Genomic DNA, 4,732 nt, shown 5'->3' with positions numbered 1-4,732 from the left:
GATGGGCCTGACTTGACGGTAGGCAGTACCGTCTTTGAATTGGAGATGTCCCTTTAGATCCTGAAGGATCCAAGTACGCGCCACGTACGGTAAATCCTAACCTGACGACTTCAAGGAGGTTTGATGCGCCCGATGCTAACACATACCAGCGGATGCATCTTCGAGGTTTTTCCGAGAGCCGAGAAATTCGGAGGACACTGACGGTGTCGACTTGCCATTGACTTTTCTTGGGCTGACGTGGACGATGGAAACTCGGGCGCGTATGCAACTGGAACACGGAGGAACCTCGTTAAATGAAGGTAAAGTCGGTTTCGTTACGCAACTTTAGGTGTTTCGGAAGTGATCCATTGACCGTCGACTTATCGGAGGACCTAACCGCGCTGATAGGGGGGAACGGAGCTGGGAAGACTGCTGTACTAGCGGCGCTGACCAGACTATTCGGTACTACTCAGAGCCTCCGAACTATCCAGAAATCTGACTTCCACCTGCCTCCGGGAGTTGCTCCTGACGAGCGCGATAAGGCTAACCTTTCCATTGGAATCGATCTTAGCTTTCCGGAACTGAATGGATCCGATGAGACAAGCCATACGGTTCCTCCGGCTTTCCATCACATGGTGATCGAAAGCCCAAACGCAGACCCCTTTGCTCGGATTCGACTGGATGCCACATGGTCTGACGACGGGACGAGCGAAGGTCATGTGGAGCAAGAGCTCAACTGGGTTTTGACTGCCGATGAGGATGAGACCAAGGACCAACTGCGCCGAATTTCACCTCACGAGCGTGGGCTGATCCAAGTTCAATACGTTCCTGCCAACCGAGACCCTGCTCCCGAAATCAGAGGGGCGGCTAGAAGTCGGATAGGCAGGTTGCTTAGGGCTGCCTCTAGGCAGGAAAGCACGCTAGACACAGTTAAGGAGGCATCAACCGAGATTGGCGAGGCAATCGGCAGTGAGCAGGCCGTTCAATTGATCAATGGCTTCCTGCAAGAAAGATGGAACGAGCTAAGGGATAGCGGGGAAGTCCCAAGCGCGCGCTTGAACTTTGCGGGATCTGGCCTAGACGAGATTATCCGTGCTTTTGGTGTGGGATTCCAAACTGACGTGCAAGCAGATGAAATTGACATTTCCAGGTTGAGCGAAGGCCAGTTGTCTCTCTTTTACCTGGCACTCGTTGCCGCCGTGTTTGATATTGAAAGGCAAGTAGCAGTTGAAAAGCATGAGGCTGCCATAACCGCCTACGCCGAAAGCGAAGAAGCCGATGAAAGCGAAGCAGGGAGTGAGGAACCAGACTGCCCAGGAAGTGAAGCAGGGCCAGGCCCAGCCTTCAAACATGACAGGATAAGTACTCCGGCTTTGACCATTTTCGCCATCGAAGAGCCGGAGAACCACCTTGCTCCCCACTACCTAGCTCGAATAGTCGGATTGTTGCGTACCCTGACAGGAACAGGGCAGGTGCAAGCCTTGTTCTCAAGCCACTCCCCCTCGGTGTTGCGGCGTGTATCCCCTGAGGACATCAGGTATCTTCGGCTAAACGAGGACACCCGCGCCACCCAAGTGAAAAAGATCACCTTGCCCGACACGTCTGACGCGGCCAGCAAATTTGTCAGAGAAGCAGTGCTGGCCTATCCCGAATTATATTTCGGAAAGTTTGTAATCTTGGCTGAAGGACCATCCGAGGAAATGGTCTTGCCAAGAATAGCCTCTGCATCAGATTTGGAAATCGACGAGTCTTTCGTCAGCGTCGTTCCCTTAGGAGGAAGACACGTCAACCACTTTTGGAAGCTTCTCACGGAGCTCGACATTCCCCACGCCACGCTTCTAGACCTAGATATAGGCAGGGAGAGTGGAGGATGGGCCTGCATAAAATATGTTTGCGATCAACTGCTGCAAAATGGGAAAGACGAATCAGATCTGTTAGAGTTCGAATATAAGGAGCAACTTTGCGGGATTTCGAAACAGGATCTATCCAACCTCCATACCAAGGAAATTGAGGACTTCTCAGATTTTTATCCATGGATCGAACATCTAGAGAAGTTCAATGTTTATTTCTCCGGGCCGTTGGATTTCGACATGTCCATGCTCCGCGCGCTCCCGGATGCGTACCAGAATATTGAGGGCCAGAATGGCCCAGCCATTCCTGATGTAGATTCGCCGGAACGAGATCCCTATTGCCGCCGGGCCATCGAAGCTTCCGTAGGAAACAGGGAAGCAATAATCGACCTGTACATGAACAAGTGTCAGTTCAAGGAACTGTATCCCTGGTACAGGTACCTGTTTCTGAATCGCAGCAAGCCTTCAACGCACCTTATGGCTTTGGCAGGAATGGAGAATAGCCTGCTCAAGAAAGAGGCTCCAACATCCTTGAAGCGGTTGCTCAAACTATGCAAAGAGACACTGCAATCTTGACCAAAGCTGGATGGTCCCTTTGATAGATACGAGGAAATGGGTTCCAGTTGGCATCGAAGACCTGGAAGCCAGCGCATGGGAAGTCGTCCGGTCGCGAGAAAACACCACAGTGGTTGCCGGTCCTGGAGCCGGAAAGACCGAACTCTTGGCCCAGCGGGCTTGTTACTTGCTGCAAACTGGCCTGGCGCCTGATCCGAGAAGGATTTTGGCCATTAGCTTCAAGCGGGATGCGGCCAAGAATTTGAAGGAGAGGGTAAGCCAACGGTGTAATTCGGAAGATAGCCTCCGATTCGATTCCTATACATTTGACGCTTTCGCCAAAGGATTGCTTGACCGATTCTACCCAGCTCTCTCGGAAACTTGGCGTCCCACCTCGGACTACGAGATTCTCCTGCCAAGAAATAGAACGTTCCCGGATTTTTTGGATTCTCTCGGAGCGCCCCCTCCAGAGATCGCAAGTAAGGCTCAACTCCAAGCGGTCCCAAGGCTCTCTTTCGAAAAAAATGCGATATTGGGACGTCCACTGCCGCCGGAAGGATTGGATGCCCTAAATGCGAGTACGTGGGCAGCAGCGACGTGGTGGGAAGATTGTTTAAGAAGAGGTGACCGGTCCAAGCTCACATTTCCGATGATCGGGAGGCTAGTTGAACTCCTGGTCAGAACAAATCCAAAGATATGTGAGGCGCTAAGAGCCACCTACTCGCATGTCTTCCTTGATGAGTTTCAAGATACAACCCATGTCCAATACGACCTGACGAGAACGATTTTCCAGGCCTCCGGGAGCGTCTTGACGGCGGTCGGGGACCACAAGCAACAAATCATGCGTTGGGCTATGGCACTAGATGAGCCTTTCAGGATGGTTGAGCAGGATTTTGACGCAGAACGTATCCATCTCGTTAATAACTACAGATCGTCGCCTACCTTGATACGTATCCAACATGAGATTGCCTTGTCAGTGGACGACAATGCCGAGCAGTCTGAACCAAAAGGGCCACCGGATCTTCCAGAAGAAGACAGCGTGATTCTAGACTTTTCTAATTCAGAGGACGAAGCCGAGTATCTTGCTAAATTCATCGGTTCGGGTATATCCAACGATGGCCTGAACCCAAGAGACTTCGTTATATTAGTTAAGCAAAAGGCTTCTGAGTATGCCTGCGAACTGGCACCGACGTTTCTAGAATCGGGCGTAAAAGTTCGGGACGAAAGTGAAATCCAAGACACTTTGGCAGAGCGCCTCGTTGCCGACATTATTTCCTTCCTTCGATTAGGCTCGATGAGTCGGGCGGGTAAGCACTGGTTGGACTGCAATCGCATTGTGTTGCACTTGATGGGATACAATCCCGAAGATAGCGTCGAGGTCATGTCCGTGCAGGAACGCTTGTCGTCCTTCCACTCGGTCTTACGGCGAAAAATGAACACAATGCCAGAATCAGAGCCGCAAGTTCGCTTGGTCGTTGAATCAATTCTGCGATTCCTCCAAGAAGATAGGGTCAAACATGCCTACCCTGAGTACAGCCAAGGGAATTGGTATTCGCAAGTTTCAGATAAGACCATCAAGTATCTGTTTCAATCGTGTAAGGCTAGCGCGGATTGGGAATCAGCTCTCGACGACCTGGAGGGCAAGAATTGCGTCCCGCTGATGACAATTCACAAGAGCAAGGGCCTTGAATATCACACCGTCATTTTCTTGGCCTTGGATGATACGGCTTGGTGGAGTTTCAGGAGTCAGCCCGAGGAAGGCAGGTCGACGTTTTTTGTCGCATTTTCGAGGGCCAAGCAGAGAGTGATCTTCACTTATTGCGAAGAGCGTGGCGACAGAAGGAAGATAGCTTCACTGTATGACATTTTGCAGTCCGCAAGTGTGCCATCCCGCTCGGTGAGTTAAGTTTTGTAGGAATAAAAAGGTTCTCCACCGTGAGAGTGATGTGGACCCGGGAAATCGCCTCTTCCGCACTTTTGGTTAAGGAAATTGAAATTGACCGCAGGGAATGGAAGCGCAGGGGATGCCGGTCATACAGCGCACCGGTGAAATATTCGTTGACGCAACAAGTCCGGCTTGGCCCGGCCATACCTCATCCGCTTGATCAATTTCACCTGGCAGATTTACCCCTCGCATTGTCCAGTGCTCCATGGGCTGGTCAGCGCCAACTTGATGGCTTCGTAATCCTGGCGGAAACTCCTGGCGATGGGGTTGAATTTTTTCAGCCCCGACCGGCTGGCTTCATGGCTCCAGGCATCCAGGGCTTCAAGATCACCTTGTTTGACGATCTCGTGAAACCACCCTTTGAGTTGGTGTCCCTAGGCCAGAGAGGGATTGACTTGGAGAG

1 protein-coding gene and 2 pseudogenes are annotated in these 4,732 nt (G+C 51.6%); 2 read left to right on the top strand and 1 reads right to left on the bottom strand.

Going from position 1 to position 4,732, the window contains the following annotated elements; genetic code table 11:
* Positions 1–293: 293 nt before the first annotated feature.
* Together J4F31_11945 and J4F31_11940 are read left to right on the top strand one after the other, a co-directional pair.
* Positions 294–2,405: pseudogene (locus J4F31_11945) on the top strand (AAA family ATPase).
* Positions 2,406–2,415: 10 nt separating this feature from the next.
* Positions 2,416–4,290, top strand: coding sequence for an ATP-dependent helicase (locus J4F31_11940; protein ID MCE2497268.1), 1,875 nt, complete (start codon positions 2,416–2,418; stop codon positions 4,288–4,290).
* Between the two features lie 218 nt (positions 4,291–4,508).
* On the opposite strand, the pseudogene J4F31_11935 reads toward J4F31_11940, so the two are convergent.
* Positions 4,509–4,697, bottom strand: a pseudogene (locus J4F31_11935) (transposase).
* Positions 4,698–4,732: the final 35 nt, after the last annotated feature.

It is taken from the genome of Flavobacteriales bacterium, assembly GCA_021296215.1.
GTDB lineage: Bacteria > Bacteroidota > Bacteroidia > Flavobacteriales > ECT2AJA-044 > ECT2AJA-044.
This window is presented reverse-complemented; position numbering and strand designations above follow the sequence as displayed.

Bases quoted from the DNA above. Each gene is read 5' to 3' on its own strand.
- J4F31_11940 (MCE2497268.1), top strand. From the start codon at position 2,416: ATGGTCCCTTTGATAGATACGAGGAAATGGGTTCCAGTTGGCATCGAA.